Here is a 17,473-nt window from a genome sequence, read left to right on the forward strand (position 1 = left end):
TTTATTCTATAGATTGAATGACTGCTTTTTCAGCTTCTTTACGGGAGCCATCAAAGCCATCAACACCTGCTACAGTGGTGTATTTCAGTACATACTTCTTGGTAGGGTAGAGGCGGTTATAGACTCCTTGGCACATCAGGGTAGCTTCATGGAAGCCACATAGGATTAGCTTGAGCTTTCCTGGGTAGGTATTTACATCGCCTATCGCATAGACCCCTTCTATATTTGTTTGGTAATCAAGAGCATTATTTACCTTGATGGCATTTCTTTCTATCTCCAATCCCCAATCTGCGATAGGCCCTAACTTAGGAGTAAGTCCAAAGAGGGGAATAAAGTAGTCGGTAGGGAGTTCCTCTTGCGCACCTTCCTTTTCAAGGACTACCGCTGAGAGTTTTCCCTCTCCCTTTAGGCCTACCACCTCACAAGGGGTGATAAGGTTGATCTTGCCTGCTGCTTTGAGTTCTTTGACTTTTTCTACCGAATCCAAGGCTGCACGGAACTCATTGCGACGATGTACTAAGGTCACCGACTGTGCGATGCTGGATAGGTAGATACTCCAGTCAAGGGCAGAATCTCCTCCTCCGGCAATCACTACTCGCTTGCCCGCAAAGCGTTCAGGGTTCTTTACAAAATATTCTACTCCCTTATCCTCATAATCAGCCAGATTGCTGATCTCGGGCTTGCGTGGTTCGAAGGTTCCTAAGCCTCCTGCGATAGCCACCGCTTTACCTTTCACTTGGGTACCCTTGTCGGTGGTGACGATAAAGGTATCATCGGCTTGTTTTTCCAAGGTTACAGCTGTCTCCGATAGGGTAAATTCAGGTTGGAACTGTTTGATCTGCTCCATGAGGTTGTCTATCAGTTCTCCAGCTCCTACACTGGGGTATCCTGGAATATCAAAGATAGGTTTTTTGGGATAAAGCTCTGTAAGCTGACCCCCTGGCTGTGGTAGGGTGTCTATTAGGTGGCACTTAAGGCGCAAAAGACCTGCTTCAAATACGGCAAAGAGTCCTGTAGGTCCCGCCCCTATGATGATAATATCTGTTTCTTTCATGAAAGTTGATTTGATGGTGCAAAAATACAAATTTTAATTGTTAATGGTTAATGGCCTTTTGTTAATTTCTAACCACGCTTCATTTTTTTTCACTCTTTACTTGAGCTGGTAACCACTGAGGGTAACAAAGACAATCATTACTATACAGAAGATCCATTTCATAAGATAAGAGGTTAGTAGAGTAATTTGATTTCTTTAAGGGAGAAGGAGCTCATTAGGGCATCTTCCTGTTCTACTTGGAGTTGCCCATTATGACTTACGCCCCTGATGTAGCCCATAAAGCGTTCTCCATTGGGATATTCGAAGGTGGAGGGCTTGTCCTTGCGGAACAGGTGGGTGTGGTATTCGTCCAACATGGTCTCAAAGCGAGTAGGGGAGAGGCTCTTGAGTGATACCTCCAACTCTTGGCATATAAGAAGTAATACTTCTTCTAAGTCAAAAGGGTGTCCCATGATTTTTTGTAAAGAGGATACATTGGGTAAATCGTTAAAAAATACTTGGTTTACATTCAGTCCTATGCCTATAATAGAGGAGCTAATTTGCTCTTTGTGTAGGGTATTTTCTATAAGGATTCCACAGATTTTCTTCTTTGATGACAAAATGTCATTTGCCCACTTGACAGCCAAGTCTGGAATATATAGTTTTTTTAAGGCACGAAAAATAGCTAAAGATACTTCCATATTCAGTAGGAAATGGTATTCGGAAGAGAGGTTCTCAAACTTTTTCAAAACACTGAATGTTAGGTTCTTACCTGGCTCAGAAATCCATTTAGCTCCTTGTTGTCCTCTCCCTTGTGTCTGTGAGAGAGCCCATATACAGCTCAGGTCTTTTACTTGTTTTTCTTTTAAGAGATTTTTTAGATATGTATTGGTAGAATTTGTGGCATTAAGTTTGATAATTTCCATAAAATGTTATACCTTTGTCGCTTTGCAAAAGTAATTAAAAAAATTGAATGTCAGAAAAAAATAACACAGAACAAATGTTGTCTTCCATACTGGAAGGAATACTAAAAGTAAAGGGTCAGGATATCACTATTTTAGATCTTAGATCTATTGAGAATGCAGTATGTAGCTACTTTGTCATCTGCACAGGGGGCTCCAATACCCAAGTGTCGGCTATCTCTGGAGCAGTACAGAGACAGACTCCTCAGAAACCATGGCATGTAGAAGGCGAGCAGAATGCTGAGTGGATTCTCCTGGACTATGTGGATATAGTGGTGCATGTCTTCCAAAAACCTATACGCGAATACTATGATATAGAAGGCCTATGGGGTGATGCTAAAATTACTCATATAAAAACGAATGAATAGTTATGAACGAAAACAAACCCTCTCGCTTTTCGGCCTTTTGGTTCTATGCGGGACTTGCTATTATTTTATTCTTTATCCTTAACCCACTCTCTTCTTCTGGGTTATGGAAACAACCAGAGGAAATCCCTCAGACAGAATTCGAAAAATTCTTACAGGATGGAGATATCTCCAAAGTGGTGGTGGTCAATAAGCACCAAGCTCGTATCTACCTATTCCCTGAAGCATTAGAAAAGCCGGATCATAAGTCGGTACGCCCCGAGAGTTCTCTCTTCAAGGGGGGAGCAGAGTCCGAGGTGCCTCAGTACAAAATGGAAGTAGGGGTATTGGAGAATTTTGAAAATAGGTTCAATAAGATTGTTGCTGAGAACAACCTCTCCAATACACAGCTTATCTATAAGACAGAACAGAATTTCTTAGGGGATATTCTTATCACAGTAGTATTGCCTTTGGTGCTCTTTGTCGGATTGTGGATTTTCCTCATGCGTCGCGCAGGTGGCGGTATGGGGGGCGGTCAGTTTTTCAATATAGGACGCTCTCGTGCTCGCCTCTTTGATGGAGAAAAGGATAAGAAGATTACTTTCCAGGATGTAGCTGGTTTAGAAGGTGCTAAAGAGGAAGTACAAGAGATCGTGGATTTCTTGAAAAATCCAGAAAAATATACCTCCTTAGGAGGAAAAATCCCTAAAGGGGCTCTCTTGGTAGGTCCTCCAGGAACAGGGAAAACACTTCTTGCCAAGGCGGTAGCAGGTGAGGCTAAGGTGCCTTTCTTCTCGCTCTCTGGATCTGACTTTGTCGAAATGTTCGTCGGAGTAGGGGCTTCTCGTGTGAGGGATCTTTTCCGCCAGGCTAAGGAAAAATCGCCTTCTATCATTTTTATTGATGAGATTGATGCCATAGGTAGAGCTCGTGGGAAAAACAATCTTACCAACGCTAATGATGAAAGAGAAAATACACTCAATCAGCTACTTACCGAAATGGATGGCTTTGGGACTACAACCAATGTGATTGTTCTTGCCGCTACCAACCGTGCAGATATCTTGGATAAGGCACTGCTCAGAGCTGGGCGTTTCGACCGACAGATATATGTGGACTTGCCTGACCTGAACGAGCGTAAGGAGATTTTCAAGGTGCACTTACGCCCAATCAAGATTACCGAGAACTTGGATTTGGACTTCTTAGCCCGACAGACTCCTGGCTTCTCTGGGGCAGATATCGCCAATGTATGTAATGAGGCGGCACTGATCGCTGCTCGCCGTGGCAAGACCTCGGTGGACAAACAGGATTTCTTGGATGCTGTCGATAGAATCATTGGAGGTTTGGAGAAGAAGAATAAGATTATTACTCCAGAGGAGAAGAAGGCAATCGCTTATCACGAAGCAGGTCATGCGACAGTAAGCTGGCTTTTGGAGCACGCAGCACCTTTGGTTAAGGTAACTATTGTCCCTCGTGGTCGCTCCTTAGGAGCCGCTTGGTACTTACCTGAAGAGCGACAGATCGTCCGTACAGATCAGATTCAGGATGAGATGTGTGCTGCCTTGGGCGGACGCGCGGCCGAGCAGATTATCTTCGGGAAAATATCCACTGGCGCTCTCAGTGACTTAGAGAAGGTGACTAAGCAGGCTCGCGCTATGGTTACAGTATATGGCCTTAATGAAAAGATTGGTAACTTGACTTATTATGACCCTACAGGCGAAGAATATGGATTTACCAAGCCTTATAGTGAGAAAACAGCTCAGGTAATTGATGAGGAAATAAACCGTATCATAGAAGAACAATACCAGCGTGCTATCTCTATCCTACAGGAAAATAGGGAGAAACTTACTATTTTGGCTGAATTGCTCTTGGAAAGGGAAGTTATCTTTAAGGAGGACTTGGAAAATATCTTCGGAAAGCGTCCTCATGAAGAAAAAGAAACTTATTAATATAGGTCACTACTCAAAACGAGTAATTACACGAATTAGAGTTTTACTTGCTTAGTGTTGCGTAAGGACTCTATTTGTGATGTCTTAGTGAATATGGCTGTCTATTTTAGGATAGATAGCCATATTTCTTTATAGAAATTATTTCTTAATAATAGTTGTATTCTTGTTAATTATCGAAGATAAGGACGGTAATATAAAAAAATATGCTACCTTTGCCCGACGCTTAAAAAAGAAAAGAAATGAGAAAATTATTAATCTTGGCTAGTCTTATACTAGCTATTGGTAGTGCATCTGCACAACAAGCTTCCTTGGACAGAGGAGGTGTACAACTCAATGGTGGTTTCGGTTTCACAGGATGGGGTATCCCTGTCTACTTAGGGTTGGATTTTGGGGTAGCTCCTCAGATAACCGTAGGGGGAGAACTCTTCTACCGTACCGACAAAATAGCGGGTGTACGCTATAACAACTTTGGGGTACTTGCCAACGGAAATTATCACTTCGATAAGTTATTCCGCTTACCTTCTCAGGTAGATGTGTATGCTGGGGTGAGCCTTGGTTTTTATTCTTGGAATAATGATTATAGTGGATACAATCGTTACTGGGTATCTGACTACGATTCAGGCTTAGGCTTACGTGTACAGACAGGAGGACGTTATTTCTTTACAGATAACTTCGGAGTGAATGCCGAACTCTTCGTAGAGAATAATGCCGGTAATTCTATTACTTCTGGAGGTTTCAAAGCAGGAGTTACTTATCAGTTTTAAAGAACTTTTTTCATTGTATAAAAAATCCTTCCTTGCCGAGCAAGGAAGGATTTTTTTATTTATATAGGATGCTTCTCTTAGAACTTGTAAGTAAGTCCAGCTCCGAAGGCTTCTCTGATCTGGAAAGCTTTCACGGCATCATCGTCATAGATAGCTTGGAATACTAAGCTGGCAGAGATGTAGTCGTTTACTTTCATCATTAGGTTGAAAGTGTAATCTATATCCACATTTCCTGGTTTGTCAAGGTAGTTGCTGTATAGGTTAAGTGTGTTCTCAAGGGTCATATTATCCATGAGGTCGAACTTAGCATAAGCATTGACAGCTGCACCAAATTCATAACGCAAGGTCTTTCCTTTTTCTACCCCAAAGTGGTCTGCTGTTTCAGTAAACTTCTTAGCAGTGAAGATAAGGCGAGAAGTAGCAGGGGCAATGTTCACTTTTAGGTTGTCGCTCTTTTTCCACAACATACCAGGACCGAAAGAGAAGTACCCTGGTGCCATAAAGCGGGTGTACTCTGTACGGGTTTGGTTTCCTTGGGCATCTGTACCATATTTGTACCCTTTGTCCAATTGTGTTTGGAAGTTAGCGAAGAAAGAGTAGTACCATTGTGAATCTTCTTTGGTCTGTGCTCCTAATAGGGAGGTGATGGCAAAGCGGTCATTCGTTTTCTTAGAGAAAGCATCACCATCTACACGGGTAAGACCATAGTCAATAAGGAGCTTGTTATCCCATGTCCAAAGACCTTTTTTGTAGTTGGCATCATAGGAGAGGTTTAGGTTTCCTCCATAGTTATTGGTTCCTCCTCCTGTCCAATCATGGTTGAAAGCTGCTTGGTTGAACAATAGGGAGATAATACCTGCACGTGTCCATGTTTTTTCTGCAGGGGTGTCAGTCGAGGTAGAAACAGGAGCTTCTGTGCTGGTTGTTTCTTCCTGTGCATAAGTGGCAAGGCTCAAGAGGGCTATTGCCGAAAACATAATTTTCTTCATCGTTTGATAATTTAGATAATTTTAATGATATTATGTACTAAATACGGGCGCAAAGGTACTTATATTTTTTGAATATGCAAGAACTATCCTCTAATTTTTACTCAAAATAAAGAGAGACTTTCCTTTTTGGAAAGCCTCTTTCTTAGGATTATGGGTTGGGTTGTGATTTCTTTTCTTGCTCTTTTTCGTAGGCGGACTTATAGGGGCGGATAATCAGGCGCACCCCTTTGTTGTACTGGAAGTATTGCACAATCCAGTTGGCCAAGGCAACCATCTTGTTGCGGAACCCTACCAAGAAGGCCAGGTGCACTACCATCCACAGGATCCAGGCAAACCAGCCTGAGAAGCGCATACCGGCGACTTCTACCACGGCCTTATTGCGCCCTACAGTAGCCATAGAGCCTTTGTCAAAATAGCTAAAAGGAGTCATGGATTTGTTGTTGATCTTTCGCTTGAGGTTCTTTCCTAAGAGTTTTCCTTGCTGGATCGCTGGTTGTGCGACCATGGGGTGCCCCTTAGGGTATTTGTCGCTGATCATACAAGCTATATCGCCTATGGCAAAGATGTTCTCACAGCCTTTTACTTCATTGAATTCATTGACTATATAGCGACCGAACTGGATACTCTCCTGGGGGAGTCCCTCTATGGTACTTCCTTTTACCCCCGCTGTCCAGATAAGGGTACGGGTCTCGAAATGGTGGGTGTTGGTCACTACATTGGAGCCATCATAGTCTTTTACAAAGGTGTTGAACCAGATAGTAACTCCCATTTTCTCTAAGTATTCTTTGGCTTTTTGGCTGGATTTTTCTCCCATTCCTACCAACAAACGAGGATCCGCCTGAATCAGGTGTACATTCATTTTGCGAATGTCCAAATCAGGATAGTCCGTCGGGAGGATATGGCTCTTGAGTTCAGCAAAGGCCCCAGCAAGTTCTACTCCAGTAGGACCTCCCCCTACGATGACAAAATTCATCAGACTATTGCGCTCTTCTAAGTCATTGGTTAGAATAGCAGCTTCCAAGTTCTGAATGATAAGGCTACGCATATCAATTGCTTCAGGAACGGTCTTCATGGGCATAGCATATTTCTCAATATTGGCATTTCCATAGAAGTTGGTCTGAGAACCAGTAGCAATCACCAAATAATCATAGGAGAGCTCACCTAAGTCGGTTTCTATATTTTTCTTATCAGGGTTGATTTTCTTTACCTCTGCTATGCGAAAATGGAATTGATTCTCTTTCTTGAAGATAGAGCGTACAGAATGCGCTATAGAATCGGGTTCCAAACCTGCAGTAGCTACTTGGTAGAGTAGTGGTTGGAAGGTATGGTAATTGGTTTTATTGATCAGTACCACCTGCATTTGGGAGAAGTTCAATTGTTTTACTATATTGATACCTCCAAATCCTGCCCCAATGACAACAATACGGGGTAGGTTTACAGTGGGAATATTTAACTGTGAGACAGTATTCATAATTTTTCTAAGGGATTAATTTATTAGGTATACAAACGAACATCAAGGAACCCTTGAGTTCCTTGTCTATAAAGTTCGGTAAAGAGATGGAAAAAATTATAAATGTTTGCGTGTTTCCTTTATAATTTTGGTAGCATTGCCCAAGACAATATGATCGTCAATAACCACGATAGGTCGTTTTAAAAAAGTATAGTGCTCTAAGATAAGGTCTTTGTAATCCTTTTCAGTGAGTTCTTTTTGGTTTAGGTTCCTTTCTTTGTAGAGTTTGGCTCTTTTGTTGAAGAGGAGCTCGTACTTACCTGTAAAGTTTTTTAGAAAGTCTAAATCATTTTCACAGATAGGTTCTTCTTTTACATCTTGGAAGATAAAGTCTTCTAAGGTACGCAATTCATGAAGAATGCGTTGGCAGGTATCACAGGAGCTTAAGTAATATATTTTCTTGCTAGGTGTCATTATTTCTTGTCGTCTTTTAGGTTAAAAGATAGCCAAGGAATCACTTCATTCAGAGGTATTTTCACTTCCATAATCCCTGTACTATAGGGGGCTATCTCGTACGGATTGTATAGTAGGATAAGGTTATCCTTGTCAAATCCAATATTCTTGGGGAGGGCGAAGATATCGTTTTGGAATACGAACCCTCCATCTTTCAATTCTTGGTTTTCTGAAAGATTGAATGTTTCTCTAAAATATTTTTCGGCCAGATCTAATATTTTCCTTTTGTCTGTGAAGAGGTCTTCTTGGGTATATACTTCTCCCGTAGGTTTGAAGTTCCAGTAAGTAATCCAATCAATAGGGTGAGCACCTCCTAAGTATTCTGAACCAGAGCGCTGAAGCGATACCAAGGAGTGGTTCTGGAAAGTAATGGTATCTACGATCTGGATCTGATAGGGGGTGATTCCTTCAAACTGTTGCTTATCGGACTTGTATTGGGAGAGGAAGAGGTTTCCTGCTTCTTCTACATCCATTAGGGTGTCCTTAGCTATAAGCTTTCTGATGAGTTGTCGCTGTAGGGAGTCATTGAATATCTTGGCAAAGTCTCTGGGGCTTTTGCATAGCAGGTAGTTGATGGAGACTTCAGCACAATCCTCTCCATCGCAATCATTGAGTATAATCTCTTGATTGACAAATCGGTACTTTCCTGATGGGAAACACAAGAAGTAAACTCCAACGGCAATAGCAGCCACTAAAAGGAGGATCAGATATAATTTTTTTCGTAACATTTTATCTTGAATAGGACGGCAAAAGTAGTTTTTTTTGGGAAATAAAAAAGAAAAATAGGACTTATTTGTTTTTTTTAACATAGATATTCTCTGCTACCATAGCCGAAATGTTAATTGTTTTGTTATCTAACTGAATTTCAATGGAATTATCGAAAGGGTGTATCTCTGTTACTTGTATGTTTTTCCCGATAGAAATCTCCATTTTGTTCAGGTATTGTAGGAATTCCTTGGAGGTATTCTTCACACCAATACATTGCCCCGATTCTCCTTTCTTCAGTAGGCTGAGAAGTTCACTTTTGAATATGGGCATATTGCCTCTTTTATCAGGAATAGGATCTCCATGCGGATCTTTCTCAGGGTAGAGCAGGAGCTTGTCCAACTCTTCTATGAGCTTATCCGACTGTATATGTTCTAATTGTTCGGCAACCTCATGTACTTCATCCCAGGAAAAATGGAGCTTTTCTACCAAAAACACTTCCCAAAGGCGATGCTTGCGAATGATAAAAAGAGCGTTTTTTCTCCTTCTTCGGTTAGGGAAACTCCTTGGTATTTCTTGTGATCCACCCAGCCTTTCTCATGTAGCTTCTTGAGCATATCCGTCACCGAGGAGGCTTTGGTCTGCATAGCTTCGGCTATGGCATTGGTGGTTACTTCCTCTTGGAGCTCTTGGCTGAGGTGATAGATGATTTTTAGATAATTTTCTTCAGAAAAAGTCATAGATTTGGATATTTTTGTTGTAGGATAGTGGCCATTTCCTCCTGTAGGTTATGGGCTGCCTCAGCTGCCTTCTGGCCAAAATCTTCTCCTTGTGAGGCATAGATTACTGCACGAGAAGCATTAATAATCAACCCTACCTCATCATTGAGCCCATACTTACATACCTCTTGTAGGTTGCCTCCTTGGGTACCTACTCCAGGGACAAGTAGGAAGGCTCGAGGAACGATGTGGCGAATGTCGGCTAAGTACTCTGCCTTGGTAGCTCCCACCACATACATGAGGTTCTGGGCATTATGCCACTGTTGCGAACGGGTGAGTACCTGCTGGTATAGTGGAGTACCTTCGGTAGTAAGTGTTTGGAAATCAAAAGCTCCCTTATTGGAGGTCAAAGCCAAAAGGATAGTTGCTTTGTCCTCGAAAGCAAGAAAAGGCTCTACAGAGTCCTGCCCCATATAGGGGGCTACCGTCACACTATCGAACTGTAAGTCTTCGAAAAAGGCCTTGGCATACATCGTAGCGGTATTGCCTATATCACCTCGCTTGGCATCAGCAATGGTAAAGAGCTTAGGGTGTTGTTCGTTGAGGTACTCAATGGTTTTTCTCAGCGACTGCCAGCCCTTTTCCCCATAGGCTTCATAGAAGGCTATATTGGGCTTGTAGGCTATGGTATAGGGGTGGGTAGCGTCAATAATCGCTTTGTTGAAGGCGAAAATAGGGTCTTCTTCCTTGAGGAGAAAAGGAGGAATTTTATTCAAATCCACATCCAATCCTACACAGAGAAAGGATTTTTTGCTGAATATTTCTTGCTTGAGTGTGTCTAAAGAGAATTTTTTCATAGAAAGATAGGTGTTTTCTTAATGGGATTTATCTTTTCCTAATGTGTTAATATATTTTTCTATAGGCATTCCCTTCACTTGTATTCCTTTGAGAATGGCCTGTCCTTGGTAGATTACTACCTCAGCATAGGCTTCGCTCATGAGTCTCTCTGCGAGAGGGGCTTTGTTCTCATTCATATAGTAGCGATTGGGAAGGTCTATCCATAGGTTGCGTGGCATATTTGTATAGCTATATTCGTAGAAAAGGTTTGCCTTTTGAGAAAGATAACTATTGGTGCTTGTAGGTTTTTCCTTGGTTATCTTTCCATAAAAAGCCATACCAGAACTGTCTTTTTCTACAGTGACGTAAAGTTCTTTTATGTCTTTGAGATTTTGCAATTCTATAGGCAGATCTACTTTGTTATTGTGATATCTGATATTTACATACCGACCACGAAAAGCATCATAAGGGTCAAGGGGCTCAATCTGGAAGAGGAAGGTCTCTCCCTTGAGAAGGATAAATTCTCTCTCTAAAATCATTTTCAGAGGAAAAGCCAACTGTGCTAATACCATGAAGGCAAAGGCTATGATAAGGTGTTTCTTACGCATTTTTCTTTTGTTTTAGGATGAGATAATTAACCACAAAAAAGCTAATCCCTAAGAGGATAAAGACAATTCCTTTGAGTACAAAGGATAGGGAAGAGTCGAAAAAGCGGTAGACTACTTGGGCGGAAATCACTACAAGTCCGAAATTGACCAGTAGGGTACGCTCGCTCTTGAAGCCTTTCCACAGATAGTAGCTCCCAAGGGCAAGAATAGCTAAGTCGTATAAGTAAGCTATTTGTGTGAAAGCAAGCAATATATATAGGATAGGGTAGAATAGGATAAGATCAAAGGTTTGCTCTTTTTTATCTAACGAATAGTACTTGATAAGTAATGGTAAATACACAAAGGCAAACAAAAGTATAGTGGAGACTATTGTCTTAGGAGGGTGGTTTACATAGAATATTTCCTTGACAAAGAAACAAATAGCCAACCCACAAATGGCTGATACCTTGTAGGCATTGTAATAAATATAGGATTGTAGGTATTTTCCTATGATAAGATAGGCACCAGCGAGCATGACCAAACAGAAAGCATAGTCGTTATTGAAGTCAATGTTGTCCAAGAAAGAACAAACAATACATGCTACAAAGGCCGCTCCTGCCCAGTGGAAGATTCCTGTAATGTAGCTGGAGGCTTTCTCTCTTATATGCCAGAGGTAAAAGGGAAGTGCTAAGGCAAAGGCTAAGAGGGCGATAAAGAAGGTAGTCCACTCTTTGTCAGAGCCTAATGTAGCCAGTACACAACAGCCAATGAAATAGAGAACGGCGGTAGCCCGCGAACGCATCAGGTAGAGGGTCGGAAGGGCTAAGAGTAGCCATAGGGATAGAAAGTTGGCAAAGGAACTCTCCGGCAGGTTGTATACCTGATGTATCATGGCAATAGCGGCTCCTACAGAGAGACTGGTAAAGATAGCTACAGCTTCGGCATGCCACAAGTGGATACCTTTCTTAAAGAGGAGGTAGCCACATGCTGCCTGTCCTGCCAGTAAGGGAAGGAAGGAAATGAAAGTTTTTGTCCAGCGTGGGAGTTCGTCCCAGTTATGAGCTAAAAGGACAATCACTCCCAACCCTATCAGTAAGGCGCCTAAGGAGCCAAAGATAAGCAATAGTCTATGTGAGGACGAACTCCTTGCTCGCTCCTGAGCATAGTTGCGAATACGCTCAGCGACTTCAGCGGAGATGACCTCGGCGGAGACTAATTCGTCTAATTCATTTAGGATTTTCATATAATCAGGTTTTTAATAAGGTGATAAACTTGTCTATATAGAGTTGTTTTTCCTTGGATTTATATTGTTCTATATAGCGAGGGTGTTCCAAAACTACCATTTTCTCGAACAAAGAGGCTTCTTTGTTGAGTTTTTCTAAGAAAGTAGCATTTTTCTTGCCTAAGACATATACTTTTTGGGTATCAAGCCCCAAGGCTATATGTTTCTTGAGGGTCTCTATCATATACTCTCGTGTGAGGGTAAAGAGCTCAGAGTCATCGTAATAGTTGGCATTGAGCCAATTCCCTTGTGCATTTCGGCGAACAATGGCCAACGGAAAGGGAGAGTTGATGTAATAATCTTTGTAAAAAGCCTCCACTCCACCATATTGTGCTATCATATCATAGACGAATACTGAGGAGACCTCGTGAGTACGTGCCGACTGCATGCGAATGCCACAATCACTCTCCAAGTGCTTGGTGTCAGTGAAGGGTACCCCTGTAACCCCCGCCCCGTGCCGGCTGGGATTGATTCCAATGATAAACTTGCGCGGTGCCTCATCATGATAGAACCTATTGTAAAAAGCAGTCATCACCTCTAGGGTTTCTGGATTGTCTAAATAGGGATTCAGCACTGCAAAACCCTCAGGGAGGCTGCCTGTGTACTGTAAGCCTTTGTTGAAAGCGATGATACGTTGTCCTATGCTAAGGGGTGGGGATATTTTAGTAGGTACTTGCTTCATAGGCTGTTATAACAATCCTTTTTTACTAAGATGGGTGATACTTTCTTCTACTACTTCATACACTCTATCGAGCTGTTTGTCAGTCATGATGTAAGGGGGTAATATATAAATGGTATGGTATACAGGGCGTAGGATTACACCATGGTCGATGTAAAACCGATAGAGTTCGTTACGAATAGTTCCATAATACTCTCCTGTATCGGGTACTTTCAGATCCATAGCAAAGATAACCCCCAGCGTGCGAGTACGTGCTACCTTAGGATGTTTGTCCATTTTGGCAGCAAAGGCTACATGCTTGGCATGGATACGCTTGAGGTTGTCCTGCATTTCTTCTTCTGCAAGAATCTTAAGGCTCTCCAAGGCTATCGCACAGCCCGTAGGATTGGCCATAAAGGTATGTCCGTGGAAGAGCGCTTTGCTGATATCATCGCTATAGAAAGCCTCATAAATAGCCTCAGTGGTGGTGGTTACTGAAAGCGGAATGGTCCCCCCTGTGAGTGCTTTTGAGAGACAAATCATATCGGGCATTTCCTTCAGGTAATCACAAGCAAAGTTTTTCCCTGTTTTCCCAAAGCCTGTCATCACTTCATCGGCTATGGTCAGTACCTGATGCTCACGACAGATTTGGATAAGCTCATCCAAGACCTCTGGGGCATACATACGCATACCTGCGGCTCCCATCACTAAGGGTTCAAAGATAAAACCTGCACACTTCTCCTGAGAGAGTACTTCCAAGAGGCGCTTCTTGCAAGCCTCTTCTTTGCCTTTCTCAGGGATAGGGATACGCACTACGTCCAAGAGCTGCCCCTGAAAAGCGGTGGTATACAGGGAAATACCCGATACAGCCATCGCTGCAAAAGTATCCCCATGGAAAGCTTCTTCAAAGGCGATAAAGGTGGTACGTTTCTCTCCTTGGTTATAGTAATACTGTAGGGCAATCTTTACAGCTACTTCTACAGCGGTAGAACCATTGTCGGAGAAGAAGACCTTGCTCTGGTTCTTAGGTAAGATCTTCAAAAGAGCCTCTGCCAAGTCGCAAGCAGGCTGATGGGTGAAGCCGCCAAAGAGTACATGTTCTAAGGAGGTGAGCTGCTCATAGGCCTTCTTGGCCAAGCGTTCGTTGCTATGCCCGTAGGGGTTGACCCACCATGAGGCGATAGCATCTATATAAGTATTGCCATTCTCATCCCACAGTAGGGCATCTTTTCCCTTGGTAATGGCAATAGGGGTGTCGCTGGTTTTGTGTTGGGTATAGGCGTGCCAAAGATATTGTTGGTCTTTTTCAGTAAGTGTCATCTTTTTTAGGCAAAGGTAAGAATTTATTGGAACATGGAAGTGTTTTTTGTGATTTATTTTTTTGAACTCTCTAATGTATTTTTCTTCTTCAAAAAATCAAGGTACTCAGTACCACCCAAGGCGATGCTACTTTCTTCCATAGTTTCTAATGATTTTTAGTTGATAAGTCAATGGGCTGATTAGCCAATTAACACATTTGTCAATTGGCTAATTAGCAAATTGGCTTATATTTTTTTGGTTATCTTACAAAGATGTTGTACCTTTGTCCAATCAAATTCAAGGAATGAAGAAGGGTAGTTAGCGATAACCCTATAGTTCTATAACCCTTAATGAAAAAAGTAACCAAATGAAATATAAAAGAATTCTTCTCAAGTTAAGTGGGGAAGCCCTTATGGGCAGCCGTCAGCATGGGATAGATCCTGCACGATTGAAGGAATATGCCATAGAAATCAAACAAGTGGTAGCACAAGGAGCTGAAATAGCAGTGGTCATAGGTGGAGGGAATATCTTCCGAGGAGTAGCCGGTGCTAGTAATGGTATGGATAGAGTACAAGGCGACTATATGGGGATGCTCGCAACGGTGATTAACTCCTTAGCGCTACAAAGTGCCTTGGAGGACGAGGGGGTGCTTACTCGCTTACAGACAGCCATTACCATGGAGGCTATCGCTGAGCCATTTATCCGCCGTAGAGCGGTACGCCACTTGGAAAAAGGGCGCGTGGTCATCTTTGGGGCTGGTACAGGGAACCCATACTTTACCACCGATTCAGCTGCGGTACTCCGTGCCATAGAAATCAATGCCGATGTGATTCTCAAGGGTACCCGTGTGGATGGTATCTATACGGCTGACCCAGAGAAAGATCCAGACGCTACTAAGTATGATCATATTACTTTCACAGAAGCTATAGACAAGAATCTTAAGGTAATGGATATGACTGCCTTTACACTTAGTCAAGAAAACCACTTACCTATCATCGTTTTTGATATGAACAAAAAAGGCAATTTAGCAAAAGTAGTGGCAGGAGAAGCCGTCGGAACCATCGTTAATTAATGAAGAATCAAGAGTGAAAAGCGAAGAATGTAGCCAAGCAAATGAACTCGAATAGCTACTGACCTCTGCTCACTGATTACTGTTCACTGCTCACTGATTACTATACATATGGAACATCATGAACATGACCATCATGGTCACCACCATCATCATGTACCTGATCTGAAACGTATCAATCAGGCCTTTTATGTAGGTATAGGAGCCAATGCCCTCTATACCCTGATAGAGTTTGTCATAGGAATTAGAATCAACTCCTTAGCCTTACTCTCCGATGCCAGCCATAACCTGAGTGATGTGGCAACTCTTATCATTTCTCTATTGGGAATGAAGTTAGCTCAGAGTGGTGCTACCAAGCTCTATACCTATGGATATAAGAAGGCATCTATCTTGGCTTCGTTTGTCAATGCAGTGATTCTCTGCTTGATAGTTATCAAAATAGGGGTGGAGAGTATTGAGCGTTTTTCTCATCCTCCTCAGATGCAGGGCGTTATGATTATTATCACTGCTCTGATAGGGATTCTGATCAATGGGCTTTCTGCTTTCCTCTTTTATAAAGGACAGAAGGACGATATTAATATTAAGGGGGCTTTCTTACATTTATTGGTAGATGCTTTAGTTTCCTTTGGAGTTATTGTCTCTGGAGCTATAATCTCATTTACAGGCTGGAATATAATAGACCCTATCATTAGTTTTGTTATTGCTTTTGTGATTCTTTTCTCTACATGGTCTCTTCTGAAGGAAAGTATCAAGCTGATTTTGGATGGAGTTCCTCACCAGCTTTCCAATGAGCATATACAGGAGGTGCTGCTCAAGCACCCTAAGATATCCTCCGTACATCATGTACATATATGGGCACTTAGTAGCTCTGAGAATGCCCTAACAGCTCACTTGGTGGTAGAAGAGGGGGTATCCTTGGAGGATTTTATGGAGATAAAGAAACAGCTCAAGCATACCCTTTTTCATGAAGGAATACAGCATACTACCCTAGAGATAGATGCCAGCACTTTCTGCTGTGGAGATACTACCTGTAGTTGCTACCAACATAAAGATTAAAATAGAGGGAGCTTAATGAGCTCCCTCTATTTTTAATTATAGTCAAACAGAAATGGTTTGCGAAAAATTAGCGTGAGCAGGTGTAGGGGCGAATGGCAATTCGCCTTTGAAAAAGAGCAAATAAAGAATTAATCTCTTGTTCTATTTATTCGCAACCTAAATATGATTGACTATATTATTTCAAGGCTTCCAAAGCAGCTTTGTAATCAGGTTCGTCGGTGATTTCCTCTACCTGTTCGGTATAGATAACCCTATACTCTTCATCCAATACAATGACAGCACGAGAGAGTAAACCCTTTAGTGGAGTATCCAAAAGTTCTACAGGATATTTTTTAGAAAAATCCCCACGGAAATCAGAAAGTACTTCTACATTGGTAAGCCCTTCTGCACCACAGAAGCGAGCCATAGCAAAAGGTAGGTCTTTGGAGATGCAAAGCACTTTTGTGTTGCTAAGCTTGCCTGCTTCCTCATTGAAACGTCTTACAGAAGCAGCACATACTCCAGTGTCTACACTGGGGAATATATTAAGCACTATACGTTGTCCTTGGTAATCGGAAAGAGATTTTTCTTTTAGATCTTTCCCTACAGCAACAAAATTGGCTGCTATACTGCCTACTTTAGGCAGTTCTCCTGCAGTAGTAGCAGGTTCGTTATGAAATGTTATTTTTGCCATAAAAATAATTTTTTATTAAGGTACAAAGGTACATATTTATTGTAAAATAAAATACTTTTTTATCTTAAAATAAACGTTAAAAATCAGAGTGATTAGTTGAGGCGTCCTTGTAAGAATTTTTTTACCTTGATACGGTCATAGCCTTTACTTTCTTCCATGTCTTCTGTCTTTCGGGTAGCAAGAAGATTTCCATGTTTGTCAAGAATTAAAAAAGCAGGATATCCGTATTTTTCTCCGGGGTTTCCATACTTGGCAAAGGCTTTTTCATTCTTATTTTCAGGAGAATAATTCAGATGATAGTAGATGTATTTCTTATCTAAAATCTTCTTCAATTCTTTGTCAGTGGTAACCAAATGATTGAAGCGTAAGCACCATACACACCAATTACCCCCAATCTGGATTAGGAGTTTTTTGTTTTGTTTCTGACACTCTACAAGCAGTTCTTCTATTTTGGCAAGCCCATCTTCCTCTGTATTATAGGGTTTGGGCAGCGCTGCCTTTTCTTTGGTTACTTCTTCTGCTTGGGTCTGTCCCCAGATAAAGGGTTGCCCTATACACAAAAGGGCTATAAGAAATAATTGTTTCAT

The 17,473-nt window shown here is 41.8% G+C and carries 18 protein-coding genes and 1 pseudogene; 5 read left to right on the plus strand and 14 right to left on the minus strand.

The annotated features are described in order from the left end of the window. Position 1: 1 nt before the first annotated feature. A complete protein-coding gene (locus tag CAPGI0001_RS09710) occupies positions 2–1,054 on the minus strand; it encodes an NAD(P)/FAD-dependent oxidoreductase (RefSeq protein WP_002669570.1) in 1,053 nt (350 codons plus the stop codon). Positions 1,055–1,227: 173 nt separating this feature from the next. After that, the gene (locus tag CAPGI0001_RS09715; RefSeq protein ID WP_002669566.1) at positions 1,228–1,959 is read right to left on the minus strand and encodes a biotin--[acetyl-CoA-carboxylase] ligase; all 732 of its coding nucleotides are present in this window, start codon (positions 1,957–1,959) and stop codon (positions 1,228–1,230) included. A 47-nt stretch (positions 1,960–2,006) separates the two neighbouring features. Here CAPGI0001_RS09715 and rsfS point away from each other — a divergent pair, with 47 nt between their 5' ends. The 3 genes from rsfS (at position 2,007) to CAPGI0001_RS09730 (ending at position 5,049) form a co-directional block, all read left to right on the plus strand. Then, the gene (gene rsfS / locus CAPGI0001_RS09720) at positions 2,007–2,363 is read left to right on the plus strand and encodes a ribosome silencing factor (protein ID WP_002669518.1); all 357 of its coding nucleotides are present in this window, start codon (positions 2,007–2,009) and stop codon (positions 2,361–2,363) included. Between the two features lie 2 nt (positions 2,364–2,365). Beyond that, positions 2,366–4,285, plus strand: coding sequence for an ATP-dependent zinc metalloprotease FtsH (gene ftsH / locus CAPGI0001_RS09725; RefSeq protein WP_002669450.1), 1,920 nt, complete (start codon positions 2,366–2,368; stop codon positions 4,283–4,285). Between the two features lie 239 nt (positions 4,286–4,524). After that, on the plus strand, positions 4,525–5,049 hold the full coding sequence (locus CAPGI0001_RS09730) for a porin family protein (protein WP_002669437.1): 525 nt from the start codon (positions 4,525–4,527) through the stop codon (positions 5,047–5,049). 77 nt (positions 5,050–5,126) lie between these two features. Here the strand turns inward: CAPGI0001_RS09730 and CAPGI0001_RS09735 are convergent, their stop codons facing one another. From CAPGI0001_RS09735 to bioA, 10 genes and pseudogenes are all read right to left on the minus strand, one after another. After that, positions 5,127–6,038, minus strand: a complete 912-nt coding sequence (locus CAPGI0001_RS09735) for a DUF3078 domain-containing protein (RefSeq protein WP_002669414.1) — start codon at positions 6,036–6,038, stop codon at positions 5,127–5,129. A 148-nt stretch (positions 6,039–6,186) separates the two neighbouring features. Beyond that, positions 6,187–7,509: an NAD(P)/FAD-dependent oxidoreductase gene (locus CAPGI0001_RS09740; protein WP_002669560.1), complete on the minus strand. Its 1,323-nt coding sequence runs from the start codon at positions 7,507–7,509 to the stop codon at positions 6,187–6,189. A 96-nt stretch (positions 7,510–7,605) separates the two neighbouring features. Beyond that, a complete protein-coding gene (locus CAPGI0001_RS09745) occupies positions 7,606–7,962 on the minus strand; it encodes an arsenate reductase family protein (RefSeq protein WP_002669561.1) in 357 nt (118 codons plus the stop codon). Then, positions 7,962–8,729 carry a DUF3298 and DUF4163 domain-containing protein gene (locus CAPGI0001_RS09750; RefSeq protein ID WP_040360235.1) on the minus strand — a complete coding sequence of 256 codons (768 nt, stop codon included), beginning with the start codon at positions 8,727–8,729 and terminating at the stop codon, positions 7,962–7,964. Before CAPGI0001_RS09750 ends, CAPGI0001_RS09745 begins: the two co-directional genes overlap by 1 nt. A gap of 61 nt (positions 8,730–8,790) precedes the next feature. Beyond that, a pseudogene (locus tag CAPGI0001_RS09755) lies at positions 8,791–9,446 on the minus strand (metal-dependent transcriptional regulator). Continuing rightward, complete coding sequence (gene pyrF, locus CAPGI0001_RS09760) at positions 9,443–10,282, minus strand: orotidine-5'-phosphate decarboxylase (protein WP_002669499.1); 840 nt, start codon at positions 10,280–10,282, stop codon at positions 9,443–9,445. The pseudogene CAPGI0001_RS09755 and the gene pyrF overlap by 4 nt, the downstream one beginning before the upstream one ends. Before the next feature lie 18 nt (positions 10,283–10,300). Further along, the gene (locus tag CAPGI0001_RS09765; protein WP_002669465.1) at positions 10,301–10,870 is read right to left on the minus strand and encodes a GDYXXLXY domain-containing protein; all 570 of its coding nucleotides are present in this window, start codon (positions 10,868–10,870) and stop codon (positions 10,301–10,303) included. Beyond that, on the minus strand, positions 10,863–12,092 hold the full coding sequence (locus CAPGI0001_RS09770; protein ID WP_002669547.1) for a DUF2157 domain-containing protein: 1,230 nt from the start codon (positions 12,090–12,092) through the stop codon (positions 10,863–10,865). The genes CAPGI0001_RS09765 and CAPGI0001_RS09770 overlap by 8 nt, the downstream gene beginning before the upstream one ends. A gap of 4 nt (positions 12,093–12,096) precedes the next feature. Next, entirely contained in the window at positions 12,097–12,813 is a 717-nt protein-coding gene (locus CAPGI0001_RS09775) for an SMUG2 DNA glycosylase family protein (RefSeq protein WP_002669473.1), read from the minus strand. A 6-nt stretch (positions 12,814–12,819) separates the two neighbouring features. Beyond that, complete coding sequence (bioA, locus tag CAPGI0001_RS09780; RefSeq protein WP_002669488.1) at positions 12,820–14,109, minus strand: adenosylmethionine--8-amino-7-oxononanoate transaminase; 1,290 nt, start codon at positions 14,107–14,109, stop codon at positions 12,820–12,822. 346 nt (positions 14,110–14,455) lie between these two features. On the opposite strand from bioA, the gene pyrH reads away from it, so the two are divergent. Next, positions 14,456–15,160: a UMP kinase gene (gene pyrH, locus CAPGI0001_RS09785; RefSeq protein WP_002669479.1), complete on the plus strand. Its 705-nt coding sequence runs from the start codon at positions 14,456–14,458 to the stop codon at positions 15,158–15,160. A 108-nt stretch (positions 15,161–15,268) separates the two neighbouring features. Continuing rightward, a complete protein-coding gene (locus CAPGI0001_RS09790; protein WP_002669391.1) occupies positions 15,269–16,213 on the plus strand; it encodes a cation diffusion facilitator family transporter in 945 nt (314 codons plus the stop codon). 175 nt (positions 16,214–16,388) lie between these two features. Here CAPGI0001_RS09790 and tpx read toward each other — a convergent pair whose 3' ends face one another. Further along, positions 16,389–16,886, minus strand: coding sequence for a thiol peroxidase (gene tpx / locus CAPGI0001_RS09795; protein ID WP_002669458.1), 498 nt, complete (start codon positions 16,884–16,886; stop codon positions 16,389–16,391). A gap of 92 nt (positions 16,887–16,978) precedes the next feature. Continuing rightward, a complete protein-coding gene (locus tag CAPGI0001_RS09800; protein WP_002669476.1) occupies positions 16,979–17,473 on the minus strand; it encodes a thioredoxin family protein in 495 nt (164 codons plus the stop codon).

It is taken from the genome of Capnocytophaga gingivalis ATCC 33624 (assembly GCF_000174755.1).
Taxonomy (GTDB): Bacteria; Bacteroidota; Bacteroidia; order Flavobacteriales; family Flavobacteriaceae; genus Capnocytophaga; species Capnocytophaga gingivalis.

Bases quoted from the DNA above. Each gene is read 5' to 3' on its own strand.
- CAPGI0001_RS09710 (WP_002669570.1), bottom strand. From the start codon at position 1,054: ATGAAAGAAACAGATATTATCATCATAGGGGCGGGACCTACAGGACTC.
- CAPGI0001_RS09715 (WP_002669566.1), bottom strand. From the start codon at position 1,959: ATGGAAATTATCAAACTTAATGCCACAAATTCTACCAATACATATCTA.
- rsfS (WP_002669518.1), top strand. From the start codon at position 2,007: ATGTCAGAAAAAAATAACACAGAACAAATGTTGTCTTCCATACTGGAA.
- ftsH (WP_002669450.1), top strand. From the start codon at position 2,366: ATGAACGAAAACAAACCCTCTCGCTTTTCGGCCTTTTGGTTCTATGCG.
- CAPGI0001_RS09730 (WP_002669437.1), top strand. From the start codon at position 4,525: ATGAGAAAATTATTAATCTTGGCTAGTCTTATACTAGCTATTGGTAGT.
- CAPGI0001_RS09735 (WP_002669414.1), bottom strand. From the start codon at position 6,038: ATGAAGAAAATTATGTTTTCGGCAATAGCCCTCTTGAGCCTTGCCACT.
- CAPGI0001_RS09740 (WP_002669560.1), bottom strand. From the start codon at position 7,509: ATGAATACTGTCTCACAGTTAAATATTCCCACTGTAAACCTACCCCGT.
- CAPGI0001_RS09745 (WP_002669561.1), bottom strand. From the start codon at position 7,962: ATGACACCTAGCAAGAAAATATATTACTTAAGCTCCTGTGATACCTGC.
- CAPGI0001_RS09750 (WP_040360235.1), bottom strand. From the start codon at position 8,729: ATGTTACGAAAAAAATTATATCTGATCCTCCTTTTAGTGGCTGCTATT.
- pyrF (WP_002669499.1), bottom strand. From the start codon at position 10,282: ATGAAAAAATTCTCTTTAGACACACTCAAGCAAGAAATATTCAGCAAA.
- CAPGI0001_RS09765 (WP_002669465.1), bottom strand. From the start codon at position 10,870: ATGCGTAAGAAACACCTTATCATAGCCTTTGCCTTCATGGTATTAGCA.
- CAPGI0001_RS09770 (WP_002669547.1), bottom strand. From the start codon at position 12,092: ATGAAAATCCTAAATGAATTAGACGAATTAGTCTCCGCCGAGGTCATC.
- CAPGI0001_RS09775 (WP_002669473.1), bottom strand. From the start codon at position 12,813: ATGAAGCAAGTACCTACTAAAATATCCCCACCCCTTAGCATAGGACAA.
- bioA (WP_002669488.1), bottom strand. From the start codon at position 14,109: ATGACACTTACTGAAAAAGACCAACAATATCTTTGGCACGCCTATACC.
- pyrH (WP_002669479.1), top strand. From the start codon at position 14,456: ATGAAATATAAAAGAATTCTTCTCAAGTTAAGTGGGGAAGCCCTTATG.
- CAPGI0001_RS09790 (WP_002669391.1), top strand. From the start codon at position 15,269: ATGGAACATCATGAACATGACCATCATGGTCACCACCATCATCATGTA.
- tpx (WP_002669458.1), bottom strand. From the start codon at position 16,886: ATGGCAAAAATAACATTTCATAACGAACCTGCTACTACTGCAGGAGAA.
- CAPGI0001_RS09800 (WP_002669476.1), bottom strand. From the start codon at position 17,473: ATGAAACAATTATTTCTTATAGCCCTTTTGTGTATAGGGCAACCCTTT.